Annotated in this window: 28 protein-coding genes, 1 other RNA gene and 1 pseudogene; 9 read left to right on the top strand and 21 right to left on the bottom strand. The window is 41.9% G+C overall.

The window, feature by feature from the left end; translation table 11 throughout:
* Positions 1-84: 84 nt before the first annotated feature.
* Positions 85-1,422 carry an ATP-dependent RNA helicase SrmB gene (gene srmB / locus EAE91_RS01690; RefSeq protein WP_214086972.1) on the top strand — a complete coding sequence of 446 codons (1,338 nt, stop codon included), beginning with the start codon at positions 85-87 and terminating at the stop codon, positions 1,420-1,422.
* 190 nt (positions 1,423-1,612) lie between these two features.
* On the opposite strand, the gene EAE91_RS01685 is transcribed toward srmB, so the two are convergent.
* The 5 genes and pseudogenes from EAE91_RS01685 to EAE91_RS01670 all read right to left on the bottom strand — a co-directional run bounded on the left by EAE91_RS01685 (position 1,613) and on the right by EAE91_RS01670 (position 5,504).
* Complete coding sequence (locus tag EAE91_RS01685; RefSeq protein WP_214086971.1) at positions 1,613-2,131, bottom strand: DUF6622 family protein; 519 nt, start codon at positions 2,129-2,131, stop codon at positions 1,613-1,615.
* 12 nt (positions 2,132-2,143) lie between these two features.
* Positions 2,144-3,358: an MFS transporter gene (locus EAE91_RS01680; protein ID WP_339922425.1), complete on the bottom strand. Its 1,215-nt coding sequence runs from the start codon at positions 3,356-3,358 to the stop codon at positions 2,144-2,146.
* Positions 3,342-3,500: pseudogene (locus EAE91_RS24875) on the bottom strand (hypothetical protein); the annotation flags it as partial. The pseudogene EAE91_RS24875 and the gene EAE91_RS01680, both read right to left, overlap by 17 nt.
* 385 nt (positions 3,501-3,885) lie before the next feature.
* Positions 3,886-4,473: an ankyrin repeat domain-containing protein gene (locus EAE91_RS01675; protein ID WP_214086969.1), complete on the bottom strand. Its 588-nt coding sequence runs from the start codon at positions 4,471-4,473 to the stop codon at positions 3,886-3,888.
* Positions 4,474-4,487: 14 nt separating this feature from the next.
* A complete protein-coding gene (locus EAE91_RS01670) occupies positions 4,488-5,504 on the bottom strand; it encodes a Tle-like phospholipase domain-containing protein (protein ID WP_214086968.1) in 1,017 nt (338 codons plus the stop codon).
* A 646-nt stretch (positions 5,505-6,150) separates the two neighbouring features.
* Here EAE91_RS01670 and ung point away from each other — a divergent pair.
* Positions 6,151-6,831, top strand: coding sequence for a uracil-DNA glycosylase (ung, locus tag EAE91_RS01665; RefSeq protein WP_214086967.1), 681 nt, complete (start codon positions 6,151-6,153; stop codon positions 6,829-6,831).
* A 68-nt stretch (positions 6,832-6,899) separates the two neighbouring features.
* On the opposite strand, the gene grpE is transcribed toward ung, so the two are convergent.
* A complete protein-coding gene (gene grpE, locus EAE91_RS01660) occupies positions 6,900-7,481 on the bottom strand; it encodes a nucleotide exchange factor GrpE (RefSeq protein WP_214086966.1) in 582 nt (193 codons plus the stop codon).
* 124 nt (positions 7,482-7,605) lie between these two features.
* On the opposite strand from grpE, the gene nadK reads away from it, so the two are divergent.
* The 3 genes from nadK to bamE all read left to right on the top strand — a co-directional run bounded on the left by nadK (position 7,606) and on the right by bamE (position 10,821).
* Positions 7,606-8,484 carry an NAD(+) kinase gene (gene nadK / locus EAE91_RS01655; RefSeq protein ID WP_214086965.1) on the top strand — a complete coding sequence of 293 codons (879 nt, stop codon included), beginning with the start codon at positions 7,606-7,608 and terminating at the stop codon, positions 8,482-8,484.
* 89 nt (positions 8,485-8,573) lie between these two features.
* Positions 8,574-10,235, top strand: coding sequence for a DNA repair protein RecN (gene recN / locus EAE91_RS01650; protein ID WP_214086964.1), 1,662 nt, complete (start codon positions 8,574-8,576; stop codon positions 10,233-10,235).
* Positions 10,236-10,473: 238 nt separating this feature from the next.
* Positions 10,474-10,821: an outer membrane protein assembly factor BamE gene (bamE, locus tag EAE91_RS01645; protein WP_011147559.1), complete on the top strand. Its 348-nt coding sequence runs from the start codon at positions 10,474-10,476 to the stop codon at positions 10,819-10,821.
* Positions 10,822-10,880: 59 nt separating this feature from the next.
* Here the strand turns inward: bamE and EAE91_RS01640 are convergent, their stop codons facing one another.
* Together EAE91_RS01640 and EAE91_RS01635 are read right to left on the bottom strand one after the other, a co-directional pair.
* Entirely contained in the window at positions 10,881-11,174 is a 294-nt protein-coding gene (locus tag EAE91_RS01640) for an RnfH family protein (protein WP_214086963.1), read from the bottom strand.
* Positions 11,167-11,601, bottom strand: a complete 435-nt coding sequence (locus EAE91_RS01635; RefSeq protein ID WP_036777828.1) for a type II toxin-antitoxin system RatA family toxin — start codon at positions 11,599-11,601, stop codon at positions 11,167-11,169. The genes EAE91_RS01640 and EAE91_RS01635 overlap by 8 nt, the downstream gene beginning before the upstream one ends.
* A gap of 156 nt (positions 11,602-11,757) precedes the next feature.
* On the opposite strand from EAE91_RS01635, the gene smpB reads away from it, so the two are divergent.
* The 4 genes from smpB (at position 11,758) to EAE91_RS01615 (ending at position 13,731) form a co-directional block, all read left to right on the top strand.
* The gene (gene smpB, locus EAE91_RS01630) at positions 11,758-12,240 is read left to right on the top strand and encodes an SsrA-binding protein SmpB (protein ID WP_214051973.1); all 483 of its coding nucleotides are present in this window, start codon (positions 11,758-11,760) and stop codon (positions 12,238-12,240) included.
* 50 nt (positions 12,241-12,290) lie between these two features.
* Positions 12,291-12,654: a transfer-messenger RNA gene (gene ssrA, locus EAE91_RS01625) on the top strand.
* Between the two features lie 464 nt (positions 12,655-13,118).
* Positions 13,119-13,304: an XRE family transcriptional regulator gene (locus tag EAE91_RS01620; protein ID WP_244868593.1), complete on the top strand. Its 186-nt coding sequence runs from the start codon at positions 13,119-13,121 to the stop codon at positions 13,302-13,304.
* 142 nt (positions 13,305-13,446) lie between these two features.
* Positions 13,447-13,731: a SymE family type I addiction module toxin gene (locus tag EAE91_RS01615; RefSeq protein WP_011147564.1), complete on the top strand. Its 285-nt coding sequence runs from the start codon at positions 13,447-13,449 to the stop codon at positions 13,729-13,731.
* Positions 13,732-13,867: 136 nt separating this feature from the next.
* On the opposite strand, the gene EAE91_RS01610 is transcribed toward EAE91_RS01615, so the two are convergent.
* From EAE91_RS01610 to EAE91_RS01550, 13 genes are all read right to left on the bottom strand, one after another.
* Complete coding sequence (locus EAE91_RS01610; RefSeq protein ID WP_105397921.1) at positions 13,868-14,314, bottom strand: tail fiber assembly protein; 447 nt, start codon at positions 14,312-14,314, stop codon at positions 13,868-13,870.
* Positions 14,315-15,658, bottom strand: coding sequence for a phage tail protein (locus EAE91_RS01605; protein ID WP_244868592.1), 1,344 nt, complete (start codon positions 15,656-15,658; stop codon positions 14,315-14,317).
* A complete protein-coding gene (locus EAE91_RS01600) occupies positions 15,645-16,250 on the bottom strand; it encodes a DUF2612 domain-containing protein (protein WP_036777848.1) in 606 nt (201 codons plus the stop codon). The genes EAE91_RS01605 and EAE91_RS01600 overlap by 14 nt, the downstream gene beginning before the upstream one ends.
* Complete coding sequence (locus EAE91_RS01595; RefSeq protein WP_214086962.1) at positions 16,251-17,492, bottom strand: baseplate J/gp47 family protein; 1,242 nt, start codon at positions 17,490-17,492, stop codon at positions 16,251-16,253. It lies immediately after the preceding gene.
* Entirely contained in the window at positions 17,492-17,848 is a 357-nt protein-coding gene (locus tag EAE91_RS01590) for a contractile injection system sheath initiator (protein WP_214086961.1), read from the bottom strand. The genes EAE91_RS01595 and EAE91_RS01590 overlap by 1 nt, the downstream gene beginning before the upstream one ends.
* A gap of 70 nt (positions 17,849-17,918) precedes the next feature.
* Positions 17,919-18,356 (bottom strand): type II toxin-antitoxin system YafO family toxin, encoded by a 438-nt coding sequence (locus EAE91_RS01585; RefSeq protein WP_036777850.1) that lies wholly within the window; start codon positions 18,354-18,356, stop codon positions 17,919-17,921.
* A gap of 3 nt (positions 18,357-18,359) precedes the next feature.
* Positions 18,360-18,920 (bottom strand): hypothetical protein, encoded by a 561-nt coding sequence (locus EAE91_RS01580; RefSeq protein ID WP_214067741.1) that lies wholly within the window; start codon positions 18,918-18,920, stop codon positions 18,360-18,362.
* Positions 18,921-19,233: 313 nt separating this feature from the next.
* Positions 19,234-19,689 (bottom strand): hypothetical protein, encoded by a 456-nt coding sequence (locus tag EAE91_RS01575; RefSeq protein WP_214086960.1) that lies wholly within the window; start codon positions 19,687-19,689, stop codon positions 19,234-19,236.
* Between the two features lie 4 nt (positions 19,690-19,693).
* Positions 19,694-20,386, bottom strand: a complete 693-nt coding sequence (locus EAE91_RS01570; RefSeq protein WP_214086959.1) for a Gp138 family membrane-puncturing spike protein — start codon at positions 20,384-20,386, stop codon at positions 19,694-19,696.
* The gene (locus EAE91_RS01565; protein ID WP_214086958.1) at positions 20,346-21,242 is read right to left on the bottom strand and encodes a baseplate hub protein; all 897 of its coding nucleotides are present in this window, start codon (positions 21,240-21,242) and stop codon (positions 20,346-20,348) included. Before EAE91_RS01565 ends, EAE91_RS01570 begins: the two co-directional genes overlap by 41 nt.
* On the bottom strand, positions 21,239-21,544 hold the full coding sequence (locus EAE91_RS01560; protein WP_011147574.1) for a phage baseplate plug family protein: 306 nt from the start codon (positions 21,542-21,544) through the stop codon (positions 21,239-21,241). The genes EAE91_RS01565 and EAE91_RS01560 overlap by 4 nt, the downstream gene beginning before the upstream one ends.
* The gene (locus tag EAE91_RS01555) at positions 21,541-22,362 is read right to left on the bottom strand and encodes a phage baseplate protein (protein WP_214086957.1); all 822 of its coding nucleotides are present in this window, start codon (positions 22,360-22,362) and stop codon (positions 21,541-21,543) included. Before EAE91_RS01555 ends, EAE91_RS01560 begins: the two co-directional genes overlap by 4 nt.
* Positions 22,362-24,473: a lytic transglycosylase domain-containing protein gene (locus EAE91_RS01550; RefSeq protein WP_214086956.1), complete on the bottom strand. Its 2,112-nt coding sequence runs from the start codon at positions 24,471-24,473 to the stop codon at positions 22,362-22,364. The genes EAE91_RS01555 and EAE91_RS01550 overlap by 1 nt, the downstream gene beginning before the upstream one ends.
* Positions 24,474-24,617 lie beyond the last annotated feature (144 nt).

Genomic DNA, 24,617 nt, shown 5'->3' with positions numbered 1-24,617 from the left:
AGCTATCTACCTTAATTGACCGCTTTAATAGATGAACAATGCGCCCAACCTGTTTATAATCGGCGGCCTAAACAGAGGTATATGATGACTGCAACAAACTTTTCTGAACTTGAACTTGATGAACGCCTGCTTGACGCCCTGAACGATAAAGGTTACTCCCGCCCGACAGCAATTCAGGCTGCTGCTATTCCGGCAGCAATGGACGGGCGTGATGTACTAGGATCAGCGCCTACCGGTACCGGTAAAACCGCAGCTTTCCTGCTGCCAGCTATGCAGCATTTATTGGATTTTCCACGCAAGAAATCTGGACCACCACGCATTCTGATCCTGACGCCCACCCGTGAGCTAGCCATGCAAGTGGCAGATCAGGCAAAAGAATTCGCTGCGCATACCCATTTGGATATCGCTACCATTACTGGCGGCGTAGCCTATATGAATCACGCAGAAATTTTCAGCGAGAATCAAGATATTGTCGTCGCCACTACAGGCCGTCTGCTGCAATATATCAAGGAAGAAAACTTTGATTGCCGGGCAGTTGAAACACTGATCCTTGATGAAGCCGATCGTATGCTGGATATGGGTTTTGCCAATGATATTGAAACCATAGCGGGTGAAACCCGTTGGCGCAAACAGACCATGTTGTTCTCTGCTACTCTGGAAGGGGAAGCCATTCGTGATTTTGCTGAACGTTTACTGGAAGATCCAGTTGAAATTGATGCTGAACCCTCACGCCGTGAACGCAAAAAAATCCAGCAATTTTACTACCGTGCAGATAATTCGGTACACAAAACAGCCCTGCTCTGCCATTTACTGAAACAACCTGATGTCACTAAATCCATTATTTTTGTTCGCAAACGTGAACGTGTACACGAACTTGTGGGTGAATTGCATCAAGCCGGCATTAAAGCCCGGTTCCTTGAAGGGGAAATGGTACAGGCGAAAAGGACGGAAGCAGTTAAGCTCCTGAATGATGGCAGCGTCACTGTTCTGGTTGCAACAGATGTTGCTGCCCGTGGATTGGATATTGATGATATCAGCCATGTATTCAACTTCGATTTACCGCGTACTGCCGATGTTTATCTACACCGTATCGGCCGGACAGCTCGTGCAGGTCGCAAAGGTACTGCAATTACCTTAGTGGAAGCGCATGATCATCCTTTATTAGGCAAAATCAGTCGCTATCTGAATGAACCACTAAAATCGCGGATGGTTGATGAACTTCGCCCAACAACCAAAGCACCAAGTGATAAAGCCCGCAATAAGCCATCGAAAAAAGTATTGGCTAAACGCAAAGAGAAAAAGAAAGCGGAAGAATCGAAGAAAAAAGCCAAAATACGTCATCGGGATAGTAAAAATATCGGTAAACGCCGTAAACCTTCCGGTAATCCAAAACCGGAAGCGCCAGTCAGTAGCGATGCGTAAATCTTTAAACGGGCCGATTGGCCCGTTAATTATAATATGCAGTTTCGCATAGTAAGATTATTCTGTGAGTAAATAGGGTCCTCAGCAAACGCTTCTTTATTTCTTTAAATAACTCATCGGGCATTTTGCCATCCCGAGTTTTTGCAATCACACTATTTGGTTTCATAAATGCTATTTGGTTTCATAAACACTATTTGTAGACGTTCTTGGTCCTGTTTCTATACCAAGGAATAAAAAGATTTAGTGTTCCGCCCCAGAAAATACCGTCAAGCACACCATTACTAAAGCCAAAAAACAGATTGAAGTGTAACGAATGCAACAACGCAGGGTGAATACTTAACATCGCCATAATAATAAACTTAACGATAAATGTGATAACAATCAGCGTCAGCGTTAACCAAGTACCAGGACGGATGATTAAATCACTGCCTGCTTTTTCACGTAATCTTGGTTGAGAACGCCACAGACCCCATCCTATTACAATCCCGACAAATAAACCCGCTATCATCGTTATCAAGGCTAAATCTGAGAATGTGGTTTCATAAATGACGCTATATACTCCCCAGACCAGAAATACTATTGGTAGTAAGAAAAGACGATCAATTCGCATTTCACGATCGGACAAGGCACTGATCCCGCGCCTGATGAGAAAAACAAAAAGAATCCAGACCCATATTGGGGTATCTTTAATAATGGTGGTCAGTGACATGTTATTCTCCTTTCATATTTTGCGAGTGATCGCAGCAAGTGCGATAGCAATGATTCCAATAGCACTGACGATTGCAGTCAATGTTAGAGTTTCAGAATATCCCACTGTTGCACCGATGATTCCTGCTCCAAGATAAATGAATGGGTGTGCACCACTGGTAACAAAAGTATCTACCGCTACAACTTTTCCAAGGTCTTTTTCTGGAGAGAGGGTTTGCATAGCAGTGGCCCAACCAGTAAGCCAGGATGCTTCAACAATCCCAACAAACATTGCCCCCAGAATGACCATCCAAGAGAAGCCTCCTATCCCCAATAAAAGCATTGCACTACAGAGAAATAAACCACAAATCACGGCAAGTCTTATTAGACGTTGGTGACCAGCAGTAAGTACTGTAATAACAGAGCCAATACATGCACCAGCTCCCGAAGCTGCCAGACAAAACCCCCACATTGTATCGCTGAATCTATCACTGATTACGTATGGAGCGATGACTAAGAAAATAGGGAAACACAACACATTCAGGATCAATGTCGCGATAAATCCGAGTAGCAATACAGAGTTACCAGTAATGACTGTGATACCGTTCAATACCTCACGTATAGAGAATTTATTATCAGAACCACGAACCCCTATATCGGGTATCAGGGCAGTAAAAAGAGCTGCTGCGAAAAACGTAATACCATCAACCAGTATTCCCCATGCTGGTTCCCACAATATGATCATAACTCCTACTGTGGCAGGAAAGACTACTGCCACAAAGTTATCTATAAAATTCATGGCTCCATTTCCTGCCACTAAGGCTTGCTTGGGTAGCAAGTTTACAAGCAGAACTTGAGCACATGGGCGAGAGACGCCAATGCCAATACCAAATATTAAATAGGCAAGTACTAATCCCCACCACGGGGCGTTTAACACAAGTAACATAGTTGCAGCAACTTGCGCCAACCCTCTGGCGGTATCTGTTGCAATGAGAATGTGTTTTGGTGACTTTCTGTCTGCTAGCAGACCTCCAGCGACAGCCCCAATGACCGTCCCTAATCCTACCGCAGCCATGACGACACCAAAAACCTCTCCACTCAGTTTGGCATGAATCAACGCAACAGGAAGGGCAGCTAAACAGACTGCATCACCAATCATTGACAAGCCTTGACCAATAAGCAATTTCCGGAATGATGAGGAACGTAGTGCTTCGGAATAAGGCGATGCTCGTTCAGCAAATGAAGTCATTTGTTTCTCCACAAATATAGATACGTCCATCTGGACAACATTCGATAATGAGTTTCTCCCCTCCACAGTAGATGCCAATGATGCCATCCGCAAATACACTGACCATAAGTCGTCGCCCACAAAAATAAAGCATGAACCGATAGGAATCCCAGTCGGATGGTAACCGGGGACGAAAATAAAGTCTTTTCTCAGAGACACGTGGCCCGCGTAAGCTGAAAGTTGAATGCTACTCGCTTGACTTCATCAGAGAAATCAAAGAGAAATAAATTAATATATAATATTCATAAAACGCGATAAAAACATGGTGATTTGTGAATTGCTCCTAATGCTCCAACCCACAATTACTGATTTATACCCGTCATCTTTCAAGTTGCCTCTTTGTTGGCTGCACTCACTCACCCCAGTCACATAGTTCTCTATGCTCCCGGGATTCGCTCCCTTGCCGCCGCGATGCATCTTGAAATCAATAGGATATAACTTATTGATCTTTAAATGAAAAATAACGGGCCAAATAGCCCGTTTTTATCTTACTTCAAATAATACCGGCTGACTTGCTGAGCTTTCAGCCAATGATTGACTTCATCATATTCCGCTTGCATCTCATAGCTCCGCGCTTTTAGCGGTGTAAGATTGAGATACATCTGGAACGTTGATTGTTGCTTGTTTTGCAATCTAGGATCAGCGCCTGACTTCAACAATATCAACACCAGTTCCGGCGAATTGATTTTGGCTGCAATATGTAACGGCGTATCTCCAATCCGATTAGCCTGATTGGGATTAGCACCGGCGGCCAACAGTAATTCAATCTGCATTCTTCTTCTTACCTGAACTGCAACATGTAAAGGTGTTGCTAAGGTTACAGGATGCATAATATTCACATCCGGCACGACTGATAACAAAGATTTAAGATAATCAGGGCTGTTGATTTTTGCAGCCGTATGTAAAGCACTTTCTTGTTGCAAACCAGGTTGAGTAGGATCAGCGCCCTCTTTCAGCAAATTATTAACATCATCCATTCGCTGATTGAATATAGCCCATTGTAACGGAGTTATATTTTCTTCACTCCGCTGACAATCTGGTTCCGATTCAGGCTCAATTACTTCACCAATTTTCATCGCGCTTCTCTTTATTATATGGAAACACTCAGATCCGGTTCATTAAGCTTGACTAGAGATTCTTCTTGCTGTTCATCATTTAAAGATGACCAAGGTTTGTATATCGTTAATAATTCCAGCATCTTTTTAAGAGAATGTGCTTTTAGTCCACGTATCAGATTATGAGGAAACCCTTGATCTGATTCTCCTGAATTATCATTATATTTCAGTAAGATTTTATGTCCTATCGGCTGAGATACGGGCAGTTTCTGTTGTAATACATCAAGCAAATCATGTTCCACAACATAATGACGCACCAATCCATTTTCAGCGATAGCCCTACCCTCTTGGGGTGAAAACCCCAAATTTTTCATCATATTGTCAGAAACACCGGCTGAATTAAATATTACCGCAGGCTTTCCAACTGATAATGCGGCTGTCGCGGCTAATCCCCCTCCCAAAGAGTGCCCGGTAAATAATAAGTTTTCCCCAAATGCCATTCTGGCGGTACGAGCTAAATCAATGGCTTGATGATATTGAGCTTCATCAAATCCAAAACCTTGTCGTAAATTAGTTAATATATCCTTCAAATCATTAGTGCCCACAAAAGCAACTATATAGAGATCATCTTTCCGATAAATACCTGCCTGAAAACCCGTTGTTTCATCCCTTAAATTTGCCGGTTCTATTCCTGCCTTTAATAATTCACCATCAGAAAGACGAACATAATCACCTATTCCCATCGTGGTGCGTATATAAACATCATCAGAAATTAAGGTTAACATATAATCAATTTCATGAGATTGCTTACCACTAATTTGTTCAGACTTAATTCCGGTGATTGACTTTAAATTAATGTTAATACTCTGCTCATTAATTAATGATTGATAGACTCTATTACTTTGTTTAGTTGTTTCAGAGAGGGAAAAAACTTCTGTGGTCGCTTTTTCAATATTCTGATCTGGAACAGAAGGCGGTGTAACAAGTTGAAGATTATTTAAAACGGGAAAACTTGAATCGACTGATAGATTCATTTCAATTGATAAACTCATAAAATTCCCCTAAAGATAGTTGAAAATAATCGACGATCTAATTAGTACAACTAATCTATCGGCAGGGAATACCATTAAGTTAAATAAATGTTTAAATTTTGTTAACAAAATTAATCAATTGTGATTCTTCTCTCTGATAACAGAGAAATTTATACCTATTATTTGTCAATAAATAGCCAGAAAAGAGTCAAAGTGAACTGACTGCTTACAACAAGTATTGTTTTGGTTTCATACGATATTCAAACGATCCAGCTTAATCCTTAACTACAATCTGGCCTTCACGGTATTGCATACTTGTAATCATTTCTATCTCTACGTCCGCACAATAAACAAAATTATCAATGACTTATCTGGGTTATTCGATCAGGCCAATATGTCTCATTCCGATATACTCACACAAATGAGGATACTCATTGATTCAGAACAGTTAATTTCATATAGTTACTATAAAACATATTGCTACCTTATGTTTTAAATAAGTTTCTATAGCTAACCACAAAGCAATTCTTTGGATAAACTTTCAAAAATACTTTACAACATTGAAATAGTTATCAAGAATTTAGTTTTAGTGTGCATCAAAGGTTTTCCTCTGATTTTGTAATCGGTCAGCTAGCATCCATTTGGTAATCTATAAAAAGGATTTACTATGTCCGCACCTCTCACATGGCATGACGTAATCGGTAACGAGAAAAAACAACCCTATTTTCTCGACACACTGGCCTATGTCGCAAAAGAACGTCAGGCAGGTAAAACCATTTATCCGCCACAACAGGATGTATTTAATGCATTCCGCTACACCGAATTGGCTGATATTAAGGTGGTGATACTTGGGCAAGACCCTTACCACGGCCCCAATCAAGCACATGGCCTCTCTTTTTCTGTACAACCGGGTATTCCTGCACCACCTTCTCTGGTTAATATGTACAAAGAATTGGCATCCGATATACCTGACTTCCAGCATCCAAATCACGGTTGCCTAGTCAGTTGGGCTAAACAAGGAGTGTTACTACTCAATACCGTACTCACCGTAGAACGTGGTAATGCACACTCCCACGCGAATCTGGGGTGGGAAACTTTCACTGATAAAGTCATTGCCGCTATCAATGAGCACCGTTCAGGCGTCGTTTTTCTGCTTTGGGGCTCCCACGCTCAAAAAAAGGGCTACTTTATTGATGCTAATAAACATCATGTTCTCAAAGCACCTCATCCATCTCCACTATCTGCCCACCGAGGGTTCTTTGGCTGCAAACACTTTTCAAAAGCCAATGCATTGCTAGAAAACCAAGGCGTCGCACCAATTAACTGGACACCTGAATTGCCACAATAAAAAAATGCCGCCCCTGTCGGAGCGGCACTGATACTTATTACTGAATTAAAATTACGACTAAGCTAAAATTACTTCGATACGGCTACCATTGCCGGGCGCAACAAACGGCCATTTAAGGTATACCCTTTCTGCATGATCATCATGACATGATTCGGTTCATGCTGATCGGATTCCATCATGGTCATGGCCTGATGAATTTCAGGATTAAAAGGAACATTTGTGTCGCCAACAACTTCAATACCAAATTTACCCACAGCCCCAAGGAAAGACTTCAACGTCAGCTCGACGCCTTCAACCATAGGCGCTATTTCGGTATTAGTACGATCTGTTGCCTCCAAAGCGCGCTCAAGATTATCAATCACCGGTAGCAGTTCATTGGCAAATCTTTCTAACGCAAACTTATGGGCTTTTTCCACATCTTGCTCAGTACGACGACGGATATTTTCAACTTCAGCCTTAGCACGCAAAATGGCATCACGTTCACGTTGTTGCGCCTGCTTGAGCTGTTCTTCCAGCTCTGCGACACGCAGATCAACAACGCTTTCAGTCTCCGATGCTTCTGCTTTATCCGCACTGTTTTGCTGTTCAGATACAACTTCCATATCTTCCGAGACTTGCTCGTCAGGCATTTTTTGTTCTTTACTACTCATGAATATCTCCGCGTATTTGGCATTAATCTCGCTACTTAGCCTATTATGGGGATCTAAACTGGGGATTCAAGGGAACCCGCCATATTGTGAGGATAAAACCTCTTGCTAGAAGGAAATTACAACGATGAATAAAAAATTCAAATGCATAGGTATTGTTGGTCATCCTCGCCACCCAGAAGCGCTTGCTACTCATGAGATGCTTTATCATTGGTTAAAATCCAAAGGTTATTCTGTCATTATTGATCGTCAGGTTGCCAAAGACATTGGTTTAAAAGATGCACGAACTGGCGGTCTGACTGAAATTGGTAAACAGGCTGATTTAGCTGTTGTCGTTGGTGGCGACGGCAATATGTTGGGCGCTGCCCGAGTCCTTTCCCGTTATGACATAAAAGTCATTGGCATTAACAGAGGCAATCTGGGTTTTCTGACGGACTTAGATCCTGATAATGCCCTACAGCAACTTTCTGAAGTATTAGATGGCGAATATCGGAACGAACACCGCTTCCTGCTAGAAGCCCAAGTCAGAAGAAACGGCCATAAACCCCGCATCAGTACCGCAATCAATGAAGTCGTACTCCATCCGGGGAAAGTGGCACATATGATTGAATTCGAAGTCTATATCGATGAACGTTTTGCCTTTTCCCAACGTTCTGACGGACTCATTATCGCAACGCCAACGGGTTCCACAGCTTACTCGCTTTCCGCGGGTGGGCCAATTCTGACACCTAACCTGAATGCTATCGTCCTGGTACCGATGTTCCCACATACATTGTCTTCCCGGCCATTAGTTATCAGTAGCGAAAGCAATATAAGGTTGAAATTTTCCCAAAATAGCAACGACTATGAAGTCAGTTGCGATAGCCAAATAGTTCTGCCTATACAGGACGGAGAAGATGTGATTATTAGCCGCAGCAAACAGAAGCTCAATCTCATTCACCCTAAAGACTATAATTATTTCAATACATTAAGTACAAAACTAAGCTGGTCTAAAAAAATGTTCTAAAAAAATTAGATTTCACCACTTTACTGTATAAAAAACCAGTTTATACTGTATGAAGATACAGAGGTGTTTTTATACACAGGAGAAGTGTGATGCTCACCCAGTTAACCATTAGCAACTTTGCCATTGTTCGTGAGCTGGAAATTGACTTCCAGCCAGGTATGACAGCCATCACGGGTGAAACCGGCGCGGGTAAATCCATCGCAATTGATGCATTAGGTTTATGTCTGGGTAATCGTGGTGAGGCCAATATGGTGCGTAACGGGGCTTCTCGTGCTGATATTTGCGCCCGATTTTCTCTTTCTGATACGCCTTCTGCTCGTCAATGGTTAGAAGATCACCAACTTGATGACAGCAATGAATGCTTACTACGCCGCACAATAACGTCAGATGGCCGCTCCAGAGGCTTTATCAATGGCACTGCCGTACCACTTTCTCAATTACGTGAACTAGGTACCCATCTTATTCAAATTCATGGTCAACACGCTCACCAATTACTATTGAATAATGGTCACCAAAAACGCTTGCTCGATACTTATGCTAATCAATCCAATCTACACAATGAAATGAAACAGGCATATCAGCAATGGCACCAAAGCTGTCAGGATCTTGCTCGATTTCAACAACAGGCGCTTGAACGTCAATCTCGTCAACAGTTGCTGGAGTATCACTTAAAAGAACTCAATGAGTTGGCACCGCAACCAGGTGAATATCAGGAACAAGATAATGAATATAAACGGTTAGCAAACCGCGGTCAGTTACTCTCTGTCAGCCAAACCGCACTCCAGCTACTCAGTGATAACGATGAACAAAATATTATCAGCCTGCTGAATTACGCTAAACACGAGCTGGCAGAACTCATCACTATGGATGATAAATTCAACCAATTACTCACTATGCTGGAAGAAGCATCCATTCAAATTAATGAAGTCAGCGATGAACTCCGCCACTACGGTGATCAGTTGGATATGGACCCAAATCGTCTTTTTGAACTGGAACAAAAAATTTCACAACAAATTAGGGTAGCCCGTAAACATCACGTTGTCCCAGAAGAACTTCCTTCACTACATCAACAATTATTGGAAGAACAGCAATTATTGGCGCAGCAAGAAGATGACTGTACCCACCTTAGTGAACAAGTTAATCAACATCATAAGCAAGCATTGGAAGTCGCAGAAAGATTGCATCTGGTTCGCCAGCAATATGCCAAAGAATTAAGTGAACTCATTACTCACAGCATGCATCAGCTCGCCATGCCACATGGTCGCTTTACCATTGATGTCTCTTTTGCACCTGAACATCTGAATGCTGATGGTTCAGATAAAGTTGAATTTAATGTCACCACTAACCCAGGTCAACCACACCAATCTCTCGCAAAAGTCGCTTCGGGTGGTGAGCTTTCCCGTATTGCGCTGGCAATTCAGGTTATAACGGCTAAGAAAATGGAAACGTCCGCCTTGATTTTCGATGAAGTAGATGTTGGTATCAGCGGCCCGACAGCCGCAATTGTCGGCCGTCTATTACGTGAATTAGGCGAATCTACACAGGTTATGTGCGTCACCCACCTGCCTCAAGTAGCTGGTTGTGGCCACCAACATTTTTATGTCAGTAAACAGACTGACGGTGAAGAAACTGAAACTCAAATGCAGTTGCTGGATAAAAAAGCCAGATTACAAGAGCTGGCGCGGCTTCTCGCAGGTAATGAAGTGACAAAAAATACCCTGGCAAACGCCAAAGAACTGCTGGCAGCATAATTTGACGCAACTTTTGCGTATATTTAAGGTCATAGCTAAAGCTTGTATACCCTATGGATTTTAAGATGCATTGCGACGGCAAGGGAGAGAATCCCCGGGAGCATAGCAAACTATGTGACCGGGGTGAGCGAGCGCAGCCAACAAAGAGGCAACTTGAAAGATAACGGGTATAAAGGTTTTCAATCTCGTCAAGGTCTATTATTATCAACCCCCTGACTCCTAAAGGAATGTAATTACCATGCGCTGTAAAATGTTGACTGCCGCTGCTGTATCATTTGTCATGCTGACTGCGGGTTGCTCTACGTTGGAACGGGCTGTTTACCGCCCTGACATTAATCAGGGGAACTACCTAACACCGACTAGTGTATCAAAAATTCATAAAGGAATGACCCAGCAACAGGTAGCTTACACATTAGGAACACCAATGTTACAGGACCCGTTTGGAACTCAAACGTGGTTTTATGTATTTCGCCAGCAACCTGGGCACGAAAAAGTGACTCAACAAACTCTGACACTGACATTTGACAGTAATGGTGTACTGACTGACATTAAAAACGAAAATTCACTTACCGAAGATCTTCAATAACCAAAGAGATATAAATAGACAGTCAGTCAAAAAAATGGATGACTGGCTGTCTATAGTAACTATTGAGCATTATTTTTAGCCCGCTCAGCACGCTTACGACGCATTTCTTTTGGATCAGCCAATAATGGGCGGTAAATTTCCACCCTATCACCCTCTTCCAAAACATCCGTCAACTTAACAGGACGGCTATAAACTCCAACCTTATTCTTTTGCAGATCAATATCATTACGCAAAGTCAGCAAACCTGATGCAACTATTGCTTGCTCGACAGTTGCGCCTTGAGCCAATTTCACCGTACGCAGATATTGGCGATCAGGCAATGCATAAACAACTTCGACATTAATATCAGACACGATAAACCTCGCGTGCACGCAGAGTAAAAGCTTGCACCATACTCCCGGCCAGTTCCTTAAAAATCTTACCGAAAGCCAATTCAATCAGTTTATTAGTGAACTCAAAATCAAGGTGCAACTCAACTTTACAGGCATCTTCACTCAATGGTATGAACTGCCAGCCTCCCATTAACTTACGAAAAGGCCCATCGACCAGTTGCATATTAATGCTTTGGTTATCGGCCAGAATATTCCGGGTAACAAAAGTCTTACTTATACCCGCTTTCGAAACATCGACTGATGCAGTCATTTCATTATTGCTAACACTCAGCACCCGACTGCCGACACACCCCGGCAAAAAATCCGGGTAAGAACCTATATCATTGACCAATTTGTACATTTGTTCCACGCTGAATGGTACTAACGCAGAGCGACTAATCTGTGGCATATAATTTCCTGTAAGGCTTAATTGTAGCGAATAATATCACCTATACGTGATCAAAGAAAAATCTGTCAGCGTATAATGCAATAAACACTCATTAATCAGCAAATATGTGCGGGAAAAGATTTCTTTCACCAAAGCATTCAGTATAATGCATACACTATGACAAAGAAAAAAGCACACAAACCCGGTTCGGCAACCATTGCCATGAATAGACGAGCTCGTCACGAATACTTCATTGAAGAAGAATTTGAAGCGGGTCTCTCGTTACAAGGATGGGAAGTCAAATCACTGCGCGCTGGTAAAGCCAACATCAGCGACAGTTACGTTTTGCTCAAAGATGGAGACGCTTATCTTTTTGGTGCCACCATCACCCCGTTAAATGTAGCTTCTTCCCATGTCGTCTGTGATCCAATGCGTTCACGCAAACTCTTACTTAATCAGCGCGAGCTTGACTCATTATATGGCCGAGTCAATCGTGATGGTTATACCGTTGTTGCCTTATCTCTTTATTGGAAAAACGCCTGGTGCAAAGTCAAAATTGGCGTAGCAAAAGGCAAAAAGGCACACGACAAACGTTCGGACATTAAAGAACGTGAATGGAAATTAGACAAAGCACGTATTATGAAGAATTCTGGGCGATAAATTCTGGCATTATAGTTTAGTATTCTGATATACTTGCTTTTAAGACACTTGGGGCTGATTCTGGATTCGACGGGATTCGCGAAACCCAAGGTGCATGCCGAGGGGCGGTTGGCCTCGTAAAAAGCCGCAAAAAAATAGTCGCAAACGACGAAAAATACGCACTGGCAGCTTAATAACCTGCGCAGAGCCCTCTCTCCCTAGCCTCCGCTCTTAGGACGGGGATCAAGAGAGGTCAAACCCAAAAGAGATCGCGTGGATGCCTTGCCTGGGGTTGAAGCGTTAAATCTAATCAGGCTAGTTTGTTAGTGGCGTGTCTGTCCGCAGCTGGCAAGCGAATGTAAAGATTAGACTAAGCATGTAGTACCAAGGATGTAGGAATTTCGGACGCGGGTTCAACTCCCGCCAGCTCCACCAATTTAGTAGGGACAGTGATAGGACAACAGCTTTAAAAACAGTGAGTTAGCAAAGTTGATTGGACACTGACCGGACAATGAAGGGACACAAAAGGATACGCAAAGGAGCCGCGGAGCTTTTGGAAAAACCAACCATGATTAGGTTGGTTTTTTTATGTCTGTAGCACAGCAACTACCTCTATTTTATAATTCATAGTGCAAAATAAAATGCCTCACCAGATCTTTGCCTCATAGGGCATTATTCATAAATCCAGCACTTGATACCGTCAGTTTTTGACGCATGCATGTAACCCAACTTCATATAACAATCACCTTAGTGATAGATATTTCTGGTGTGGCATATCCTATGTTCATGGAGTTCGGCTTGTGCCACTTAAGCGGTCATTTTATTTACCAATGTCACCCTATCGGCGAAATGGCTATACTATGATGTGTCGATAAACAGTTTATATTTATGGAGTAATTTTGAAACGTATATCGCCAGAATTGTTTAAGTCTGAAATGAAACGAAAAGGCTGGACGCGCCGCGAACTGGCTATACGGTGGGGCAAATCAGAAACATGGATCAGCAAAATAGTGAATAATATAGAACGGGATCAACACTGGAATGACGCCCTCAATGGACTGCCTGAAAACAAAAAGCCCAGGTAAACTATAGGTCACATTTTTATTGCAGAAAGATGACCTATAGTTCATAATTCAACATTGAGAAACTATTTCCACTGACGCAGAGCTACCGGGCGGGCACCCGATAACCCTGCTTACCACAACTAACTATATAAGGTAGTTAATTATGGCTAAACGCGATAATAAAACAATTCGCCGAATTTCCCAAGCTGAACGTTTTGGCAAGGTAGCTAAAAACGGCATTTCTTTAAAAGGAAAATGGTTACAGGAGGCAGGATTTACCTTCGGAATGCCACTAAAAATCCGGGTGATGCCGGACTGTATTGTTATTACAGCCCAGAACACCCAGGAACTCTGGCAATGCCTGGAAGGACTGAGCATTGAGCCATTTAACCCCAGTGCTGCTATTGATTGGATTAAGTATTATCCTGGTGGGTTGATGATTACCTAATAGACTAAAACATAAATGGACTACACCTTTAAATGTTGGATGGTTATCCAACATTTAAAGGACGATTCAGTCAGAGTAGTGCAAAAAAGCCATATTTGATTAGACTTATCTAAACGTTCAATTGGCCCTGATTCCATTATTCTAAGGGTTTTTCGGGCCAGTTAATATCTGACGCTGAATTAACATCAATGCGGTTCAATAATACTCTATATTTTTTTAACTCTGCTAACAGCGATTTTTCCTCATCACTCGACATCCCCAAATCTACAGCATCTTGTAACGGAGCGATCTGTTTACTTACAGTGAACATAAGTTGCTGTTTCTTATGTTCTGCTTGTTGTTGCTGTTCCCGTCTAAGCTTTATTTTATCACTTTCTGATATTATCCACTTTTCACTATCCCATTTGTGATAAACAGACGGTGCTTGCTTTGTAAGAATTGGATAACCCTCTTTATCACTGACGATAGCAAACCCGCGTGATTGACCGTCAAGCAATTCATTGTGTTTTTCTACTGTTATTTCAACACACTCTTCATGAGCTTCATTATAAAAAACACATTCTTTTCTGGAGAAATAGACCATTTATACCCCCCAAAATAATATATGTACAACTTTGCCTGGATTCTCATCATTGTTGGGAGTACCTGCTTGATATTCAAATGTCGATAGTGTTGCATTACGTACTAATGTGTGGCCAGTTGATGTATTGATACTCGACATACTTGCAGCATAGCCAAAAAGCTTATTTTTAAAAGAAATTGGATAATTTACCTTTATCCATGATTGTTGAGCTGATAGGACTTTAACCCATTGAATAATTACCCCCGTATCTCCACATTGCCACCAACCATTTTCGGATTTCATAGCTGTATTTTGTAATGCAAGAGTACCACTTCTCTCAGGCGTTAATATATTATAACGCCGCTGATTCTTGGGATCGTCAGAATAGATATGCAACAATTTCCCTTCAGAACCGTTAATTCCCAATATATATCCATCTTTCGATTTGAAACGCAATTTAGGAAAAGGAGTTTTACTGTCAATCAGTAAATTGCCAACGGTTGCGGTTTTATTGCTAGAAATGCGTAAGAAAGTATTATCGCTCTCAGATTTAGCATAACTTCCCACATCCCCAGCATTCAGACTAATATCCCCGGTCAACGGCTTCCCGTTAATTTTCCGGCTATTCGGCACCGCCCCTTTAGCCAACGCCACCATTTCCGATAAACCGATATTTTTTACAAATTCAGTTTTATTGAAGATGTCTGCCCCATTTTGATTTTTAGCGAGCTTATTATTGGCATTATCATTCACATCAGAAACAAGTTTCTGAGTTGCTGCAAGGGTATTACTGTTACCTGTCTTGTCTGTAAGTTGGGTGATGCCTTTTTCTATAAGTGTGGCGTCAGGAATAAAATCTTGAGTTGCAATCTCTCCCAGTCCTAAATTATTACGCGCTGTCGCTTTGTTATTAATATCAGATAAGTTATTAGCTTTCTGTAGAAATAACCCATTAGGATCTGCTAGTAGATTTTTCCAACCGGAAACTGATGTACTATCCGGATCTGTATTGTTATCTTCTACCCCATTCCACCAAATTTTACTTCCATCAGAACTGGCAACAATGGCCCCTTTAGGATAACCATCAATGGCAGCACTAAAATCAGCATTATATGAATACAAACCACCAGACATTGAATAACGTATTGCGGTAGTAATATCATTCAATATCCCGTTCATATCCTTGCCAGATGGAGGAATTCCACCAGCAGATATTGCTGTCATCGTTAACGGGGGAAAACCGCTCGGATACGTAGCTACTCCTTTTGCCAAGCTGCTTTCAGTTGATTTTGTTGCAATCTCGTTATAGTCTCCGGCGCTCGCAAACGGAACAGCAATAAGATTAGGTTTTTCAGTTGATTTCATTTGTTGGTATCCTTTGAACGATTGCGACACTGACACCAACCGGGTAAGGCAGTACTCCCGATGTTTGAACAATTGCTAATTCTGCTGTTGATAGCTGAAATTCAAATACATAACTCATCTTCATATTTCCATCATCAGTGATATATGCACGTCCACTATCGCTAAACATATAAACAAGCATTCTGTTGATGTTTGGTATAGTGCAGTCAGATATATTTGACATGGCTTTCATCATAATTAGCTTTCGGTACATCTGATCTGATAGCTCAATAGTTTTTGTTTTTGACTCCCCGGAATAAAATGGTGCTTGGTCAAATGGATTTGGATCTGTCGTTGTCGGAACATTCAGTAAAGCTTCACCAAAACCTATATATTTTACATTTTCATTAACAGTCAGCCGCCTGCTGACATTCACTATTTTTCCCCACACATCCAGTCCGTAAGTATTTGCTGTGTCAATGTTCCAAATCAGATCGTAAAATGTATTAATAAATTCAGCAGAGGAAACAGCAGCATTGAAGCTTAGAATAAGTGAGTTGAGTTTTGGACTAGCGGCATACTGAGCAAGAATAGTTGCTCCCACATTTTCCATTTATGAACCTACTAATTTCACAGATATATTATCAACGTCAAGCGTTGGGATTTCATCAATACCAAAACTAATTGATGTTGAATAAGTAATACCGTCACGGCTAAGCGTAATATTGTAAATATCAACACTCGATGTATCTATGTTATAAATGCCTGAATAATATCTACCAGCAAATAATGTAGATGCTATTCTTGCTCGCGTTCCACCGTCTTCTCCGTTAAATGCTTGCGCTATAGCTGACTTAACCTGTGTTTCAATATCAGCAGGAAGGTAATCGCTATTCGCAAGTGAGACGTCAACATAGACACGAATGGGCGCGGGTATCACATATTTAATTTCATATTCGGGGTAAGGCTGAACATAGTTTTCATCATCCACAATTGTGTAAGTTGTATTTCCGTTCGTAGGAATACCTGGAGGCTTTTTCTTCCAGATTGCTCTAACGACATCCTCAGTTTTTCCCCCATACACAGCACTATAAATAGAGTTCGGCGCTATTCTGTATTTTGATACCCCGACCGTTTTTACTACCGAAGTATCATTTGAAATAACGTATGCGTCTGCCACGCCATTTACTTCTAATACTGCGGCATAAATGGCATGTAATGAGTTTGTCGCATTTTTAGCAACAGATTGTTTACGACGATACTCAAAATTAGCGCGGGTTTCCTCATCTGCGCCAGGTACGCCAGCATTCGCATTACTGATACCAGACCAGCCGGGTGCCGAGCTATAAATCGAGTTCAAGTCATCAATTTTGCATGCTAACGGCCCTGTTGTTGAGTTTTGGAAAACAACATCAACAGAGCCACTGTCAGGGATCTTAGCCTCTGTTATTGAATGATAAAGATACCCTTTTTTATCTTGAGCAATACTACCAATTGGAATAACTGTATTAACTAACCCAGTGCATGTTGCTGTTACCGTTGTTCCCGATGCTGGAATTCGATCTAAAAAATAAATTCGTCCGATAGCATCTTGAAAACGTCCGGTTGCATAATCCGGGTTAATTTGATTGACAATAGCAAGTAACTGATCGTTCTTGTCAGCAATGATAGCCGCATCACTCATTGCTATTTGACCTTGCGGTGTTGTTAAGCTCGTACTCATTGCACCACCCATTGCTGTAGCCAAATCATTTAACCGCCCATTTAAAATATCAACCTCGTCGGGCACAGTTAGACCCGTCTTTGTAAAGGTTACACCTGGAACACTTGTTGTCAGTACTACAGAGTTAGTCATCAGAAATTTACCACCGTTGATTGATTGTTCGAGTCCGTTATTGTCATCATGCCCGTAATAGTTCTCTCCTTCCCATTTATAGCTTTACAAGTGGCAGATTGAACATAAGGTAACTTCATTGCTTCTTGTTGCATTTTGCTGTTGATTAGCTGAGTTCCCGGCCAATGTCCCAAAATTCGCTGGTAATAAGGAATACCCAATTTTGTGTCATACCAGCACTCCCCCAGATATGTACTACAGGCACAAGCGACATCCTGCGCTACAGAATAGGGATTATCAGTAATGGCGATATTTCCAGAATCATCTAACGTTAAATCCCATGACTCGGTATCAAGCAGAAGTGAACGAGTTTGCATTTTCGTACCTTATAGAAATAAAAAAACCGCAATTACGCGGCCAGATATGAAAAAAACCGTACTAGACGGTTTAGTTATTATCTCTGAAATCCTGAGCTATTCTTGCCAGATAACTCATTATCTTGGGATTTCTAGCTTTTCCATGAGCATCAGGATGCATTATCGCCAATAAGGAATATTTGTTTTCTTCCAAAAGACCTTGAACATATACTAGACAAGCATCATTTTCTGGGCTATTTGATTTACACGTTCTATAATACTGAACCCTATTTGTGGGGAATGAATCAGGCGGAAAGCAAAGATGAATATGCATCATACATGATTTATATGCTGCTTCTGGCTGAGTGTAAGCAACATCCCTACCAAAATAATCAGGGACTTCTCCGGTTTCTTTATAGTGTTTAAAATCTTGCAGAATAGCCTGTTCAAGATCTGGATGCTTTAGGAAGACGTCATCAAAAAAATCTTTCCTCGTATACTCGTTTATTGATACATCCACTTGTTCCATTTATCACCCAGTAAATGAAAAATTCCCAGACTCAATCTTTTTGGTTGTATAAGCAGCCAATTCTGATAGAGCAGCTTTATTTATATCGCTTTTATAAATCTTAGGCAAAGTAAATAATTGACGAGAAAAATCATTAAGACGAGTTATCTCAAATCTGGCCTTTGCTATAGATTTCAGATACATCCTCATTTCTTGTTTTTCTTCATCGGATCGATCTTGCTTCAACATAGCTTTGAGCCCCTGCTCAAATCCTCTCATTGTGGTTTCGCAAGCCTTATTAATTTCTATATCGTTTTGAAGCAAAATACCACGAATTTGACTTTCATCAAGGCTTAGGAGATTTAAATAATATTGGCTAATTTCATTAGCTAATGAATCAACAATCTCTCTTCTTTCTTGATATTGAGTTTTCAAATCATCCAGACTACAGATAGTTTCACCTACTTTAAAGCTAAGCATACTACAACCGTCCCTCGAATCCACATAACCAGCAGAGAATGAAGGAACCGACAGCACTCCTCCGAATAAAACTACTGCTAAACAATTCCTTAGTGATAGATTCATGACGTTCTACCTTATCAAATAGTTTGTTATAGTGAGTCACAAACAGTCATAATGTGTCACTATGTATCATATTAAACCACTATTCTGAACCTTACAACCATGCAGTAAATGACAATTAGCCACCTATGTAAGCCTTATTCCAGAAGATAACGAACGTTAAAAGCAAGATTTAGAAAAATAGCATCACATTGACATCATTTTGTCATGAATGTCATACGTCTGATGAAAATACGCAACAATATTGTACTGTAAGCCGAAGATGACTTTATCCACCAACACGACTGGGGTTTATAGGTTCTTGAACCGTTCGATTCTATATTTTTCCCGCTGCTTTTAACGCGTTGTAGCTAGGAAGATAACGTTTTGGATTAACGATACATAGCTGCTGAAAAACGGATGAAACCCCTTCCCCCCGCGACAACATTGCTTCATCACGATCCTCATAGTAATACCGGATAATATTCATTACTTGTTTCTCTTTTAGCATCAATTTTTTTCCTTGATTTACAGCATCTTCCTTTTGAGCTTTATATACCGGGCTTTCAGTCGAGTAACTTCCTGTTTGTAACAGGACCTCTTCTGCGAGGGTGGACGGATCTATATAGTTAAGCCCTGCACTCGCGGCATACTGCTGTAATATAGACTGGGACATACACATAGCGGATATCTTTTCTTGCCGAGAAGTGTCACTGTTTTTTGCTCCGGCGCTAAACACGCAGGCAAACAAAGCTCCTGCGACAATAATATTTGATGTTAGATTTCTATACATATTTTTACTCTGGACTGTTGGTTTTCGAACCACCAGATTCAACACCACCATGCACATGTGATGAAAGTTTAACCCCATTTCCTGTAATTTCGCCCTTCGCTGTTACGGTACTGCCGAATATTGCATTTCCACCGTTACCGCCACCACCTTGAATAACCGCACCATTTAATATAATAGATGGTGAGTTCATTGTGATTGAATTTGATGAAGTCATTTCCGTTGTCGGAGCGACTACGTTAATTTTATTCGGTGAAACAATATTTATCTGATTATCTACGAATTCAACATATTGTTGTGGTTCTGCGTTTAAAACTCCCCCCAGATAAATTGCGTCTGAATAATTGTGCGTTCTTTTTGAACCCGGTAATGCCGGTGCTTTTGTTGCTCTGATGCTGCTAATATCACGATCACAAATGGCAATTAAACCAATATCACCAACCACAGGATTCATAATGACAGCACTGTTACCACGCTGAAGACGAAATACTGGAACATTATAGATTATTCCATTCTCGATTTTTCTCCCTGCTCCCGTCATATTATGTACCATCGGCTTTACATCTACGGTTTTCCCGCTCGATTTAATAACAAGGCCCAAAGTGATAAAAACATGCTGACTAAGAAACTGCCTCATGACAAAATCAAAAGCATTCGCTTCACTGTTTATGTCCGTTGGTTTTGTTGTCAGCTTTGTCATTGTTTTTATCCTCTGTTTTCACTGTAGTGCCACTAAAAGATGTATGCCACTGACCACCATCAAGCCAGGAGGTAAGGTAGTGTTCCGCCCCTGTTATCAGATAAGTGCCGCTAACGTTCGGCAAAGAGGTTTCTATTTTTACCTTACGACCTAAAATAATTTCATTACTGAAAAGGGTAGTTGCTGTTATTCCCACGCCAGTAAATATGGGATAGCCAATTAGCCCATATTCTGGAGACGTAAGCAGCAGTTTTTCAACTTTCGGTTGACCATGAGGCCAAATAGTCACTTTATCAATCCCGAAGTCAGTGTCTATATCTAGCGCATTTGCCACCTGTTGGATTTGATTAACAACATTTCCTGTATAATGAGGATTGGAGATAACACCTGTGGCACCATAATTTTCAACCGTCAGATCCGCTTTTTTAGCCATCGCAGTAATAATATCGATAATATCCACATCTCCCGATGCAGTGAACGGTTCAACTTCCTTTGCTCTTAGGCCAAGCATCATACTGGCCGTTATCGTCAGGGGAGTATCGGGTAACTGATTAAAATCTGCATAGGCATCACTGATAAAACCCTCAAATATGGCATGACCATCCGCCCATACACGCATTAAGTTGAATTTCGCACTACCAATCCAGATCCCGCGATAACTCAACGTTGCCATTTGGCTGGTTGTTAAACCCCAGATTTGTAATGTTATTTGTGTCCCTGATATGCCGCCCCACGCCGCCATGTTGACATAAGCGCGTGCGTTTTCGATAGTCAGTATATTGTTACCGCTATCATCAAATGTCTTGCCGTCAACTAGCTGAAATTCAACTGTGATATTGTGTTGTTTGTACGTCACTGAGTCACCTCTCCTGGAAAAAGGTAATATAATTTGTAGCGTTGCCCTAGCTCCTCCCAATGGGGATCAGATAAACCATCCAGATCAGCAAAAAACAATTCACCCTGGAACCGTAAATAACTGTAACGGACAATTTTATTGCAGTTGAGGCACACAACTCCCTGTAGCACAGGTTTATCATTGACGGTTAAATCCATATATAAACCTGTGCCACGTTGATTGAGGCGTATCATGCATGACTGCTCATTCAAGGTCACAGTGAACTCCTGAGCCTTAGCTGCCCTGATCGCTATTTCAATCACGTTAATTTCCTCGATAATTCTTCTACTGCATCATTGAGATGGTTGGTGGCATTCAATACAGAATCATTTAATGGACCGGTAATCGTCTCTGTTGCACGCTTGAAACCGGATGAAACTTTATCAGCAACTTGCGTTGCAGCACTGGAAACGGATTTTTTCAATCCGGTCAGAGCCTTTTTGACATCGGATAGTGTGGCATGTTTTGTTGAACCTGTTGATTGTTCGGTATTTTTACTTGGGCCTTTCGCCGTCTCATTCTTTGTTGTATTCGACTTGTTAGCAACATTGCTGCTCATTTTCACTTCGGCAATGTCTTGTACCGCCTGGAAAACTGCGGTCACAATCAGTAAGGTAACACCGTTATCCTGCCTTATTCGAAAATCGTACTTAATCAAATCATAACTTGTGTACGTAGTATCAGGTGTTTCAATGTCGTAAATTTCAGCACTGGATACCATCTTATCTAACGCTTCAAGAACATCAGAACGGGACGTCAGGGTGAGGTTTGTTAAGTTAGGCACGGAACCAGAAAAACCGGTCCACCCCTCAAACGAAAATGTCACATGGACTTCACCGGGCCGCTGCACTTTGTTGTATGATGTATAGCCGCCTTTCTCTATCGGCGCAGTGGTGATTGACGCCTCTCGTGTGACTTCTACTGCAATGAATGACGTGGGCGTAAACGGCTTATCACCCACTCTCTGCCCGGATGCATAATAAATACCATATCCAAGAGATATCATACTGTTAACGGCAGATAACAGGTTGCCGCTACGGAACGCACTAAGTACCGTTGTTTGATTGAGAGAGAATGCCATTATCCAGTTACCCCCGTTGAATAGCTTGTTGCCAGCGTTGATCCACCTATTTTCTGCCGGGCATCGTTAACCACGCCTTTTACGTTGTTAGCGTTAGAGCTGACTTGAATAGTTCCGATGTGATAACTCTCAGAAACAGAGGAGGTACGGTTGTTATTTACCGTATTCGAATAACGCTGAGCGGCCACATGAGCCCCCAGTTGTGGCATATTCGCCAATACCTTTGGGATATAATCGCGGGTTTCTTTTGGCGCAGCGCCCAATCCTTTCCGTATAACATTTCCCTGTCCCCAGTTATAAGCCGCCAGTGCTTTACTCAAATCTCCGTCAAACATTCTCATTAGCTGAAATAAATATTTTGCCGCGGCTTCCGAAGATTTTACCGGATCAAAAACATCATCATCCATTAACCCAAAATGTTTGGCTGTACCTGGCATAAACTGGAATAAGCCCTTGGCACCTGCTTTAGACACAGCATACTGATTGCCTCCCGATTCCATCATGGCAACACTACGTAACAAACCCTCCGGTAACCCGAACTGCTGCTCAAGTTGTGCTAATTTTGGTGATAGCCAACCCAGTAATTTCATGCCGGTAGTGTTCGGTGACACTTCAGAGGCCGAAACTTGAGGAACGAGCGAATCAATCAATTTATTAATTGAATCGGTCAGCTTATCTAACGCAGCTTTTAACCAATTATTACTGTATTCCAGCCGCTGCTGTCGTTCATCCTCAACCCGAATGATACGGTCGTTTTCGCTGCGCTTTTCTTCCTCTTTGATTACGGCCGTATCTGGCTTAGAGGCTTTACCATCTAGTTTTGCCTGATAGGCTTCATACTCTTTTTTACTAAAAAAAGGTGTCCAGTCGCTTGCCAGATACAATCCATATGAATCCAGTATATTTTTTGTCTCTTGCCCAATAATCGAAGTCGCGACTGACTCCACAGGATCATATAACGCATACCCGATAGCGCCGTATATCCCGGCTTTCCCTATAGCCCCTTTGCCTGACAATCCGCCGCTACCTTTCCCCATTTTCAAAATGGACGAAGCCACGCGATAAATTCCCCATAACCACCCCGCAAACTTCAACCCGATCAGACCAATGATGACATTACCCCAACCGCCTACCGCATCTGCGGCCTGATTAGCGACTGAAATAATAAAACTCATCTTATCGAGAAAACCACTGACCGCTTTTTTAATCTCTTCTGGATGCTTATTCATCCAATCGGCTAAATTTTTTAGCCAGATATTGAAATCATTGATATATGGTAAAAGGGCATTAAACAGAATGTAGCCTGTTTTCTCAAAACTCTGGCTTATCTCTGTCCACTGTTCACGAAAACGACGCGCGGCAGCAACAGATTTATCATCCACACCCGAACTGGCTGTAAATTTATCCACATCTTTGAGTGCGTGACCGGATGAGAACCACTGTTGCGCGGCGTACCCGAACCCAAGTTCACCACCGTAAGCTTGCTGTTGATCTTTATTAAGTCTGGGAAAAACACCGCTCAGCTTACGCATGATAGATTCGGTGCTTTCTGAGGCAATATCAATATCCACACCCGCTTGTGATGCCGTTTTTAACAGCGTCTCAAGAGCCGGATCAAGCGCAACACCTGATTTTAGTCGGGCTTTAGCATCATTAATGCGTGAAAATGCCCCCACAATCTCATTTGCACTGACCCCGAATGCTTGACCTGCTTTTGTCCAGCCATCAAGCGCTTTGGCCGACATGCCGAACGCATCAGCGGCAGTACTTAACTGATTGAGATTGCCGGCAAAACTGGTCACAAAACTTTTCAGTCCACCGAGTGAGACCGTGACACCCGCCAAAGCCAAGATCTGACTCTTTATGCTGGAAAAGAAAGAGGAAGCTTTCTTTCCTGCCGCCTCCATTTCTTTTGCCACTTTTTCGGTTTTCTTACCGGTTTTGTCTAATGATTTGCTGGTTTTCTTTTCACCATCATTAAACGAGTCAACCAGTTTTTGCATAACCTGAGCCAACCCACCGATCCCGGCAATCACTGCAGTTTCACCTGCGCTAAATTCAGCCGCATCAAGCCCCAGCGTTATAACAAGTTCATCTATAATGTTTGCCATCAGTTTTTACCCTGCTGTAAAACGTAAGCATTGTGATTATCGACCTGAATAATCTCTATTAACTGCCAAAGGTCCTCCACGCCATAAACTGTATCCAGCTCATGGAGAGTTGCTTTTCCTGATGAGATAACGGTCGCTATTGTG

The organism is Photorhabdus noenieputensis (genome assembly GCF_018448935.1).
Taxonomy (GTDB): Bacteria; Pseudomonadota; Gammaproteobacteria; order Enterobacterales; family Enterobacteriaceae; genus Photorhabdus; species Photorhabdus noenieputensis.
The sequence above is the reverse complement of the archived record's forward strand: the minus strand, read 5'-3'. Positions and strand labels throughout refer to the sequence as shown.